This is a genomic window from Staphylococcus sp. HMSC071G07, from assembly GCF_001811435.1.
Lineage (GTDB): Bacteria > Bacillota > Bacilli > Staphylococcales > Staphylococcaceae > Staphylococcus > Staphylococcus pettenkoferi.
This window is the reverse complement of sequence record NZ_KV804789.1, coordinates 1-487: the sequence shown is the minus strand read 5'-3', so window position 1 is coordinate 487 and position 487 is coordinate 1. Positions and strand designations below refer to the sequence as shown.

Sequence of the window (487 nt, the reverse complement as noted above, 5' to 3'; positions counted from 1 at the left end):
GCGGTTCGATCCCGCTAGTCTCCACCATATATATTTAAAATTACATAATAGGGCGGTGTAGCTCAGCTGGCTAGAGCGTACGGTTCATACCCGTGAGGTCGGGGGTTCGATCCCCTCCACCGCCATTATTAAGTGTTGTGATTATATTTAGGACCTTTAGCTCAGTTGGTCAGAGCTAACGGCTCATAACCGTTCGGTCGCAGGTTCGAATCCTGCAAGGTCCATATAATTTGGAGGAGTACCCAAGTCCGGCTGAAGGGATCGGTCTTGAAAACCGACAGGGGCTTAACGGCCCGCGGGGGTTCGAATCCCTCCTCCTCCGCCATTTGAATTTAATCTTAGCACTTTTATTATGGAGGAATACCCAAGTCCGGCTGAAGGGATCGGTCTTGAAAACCGACAGGGGCTTAACGGCCCGCGGGGGTTCGAATCCCTCTTCCTCCGTATTTCACATTACCGCGGGATGGAGCAGTTCGGTAGCTCGTCG

4 tRNA genes are annotated in these 487 nt (G+C 52.0%); all 4 read left to right on the top strand.

What is annotated here, in order from left to right:
- Positions 1-51 precede the first annotated feature (51 nt).
- A tRNA-Met gene (locus HMPREF2802_RS11630) sits at positions 52-125 on the top strand.
- Between the two features lie 25 nt (positions 126-150).
- Positions 151-224 (top strand) — tRNA-Ile (locus HMPREF2802_RS11625).
- An 8-nt stretch (positions 225-232) separates the two neighbouring features.
- Positions 233-325: transfer RNA gene (locus HMPREF2802_RS11620), tRNA-Ser, on the top strand.
- Between the two features lie 29 nt (positions 326-354).
- Positions 355-444 (top strand) — tRNA-Ser (locus tag HMPREF2802_RS11615).
- Positions 445-487: the final 43 nt, after the last annotated feature.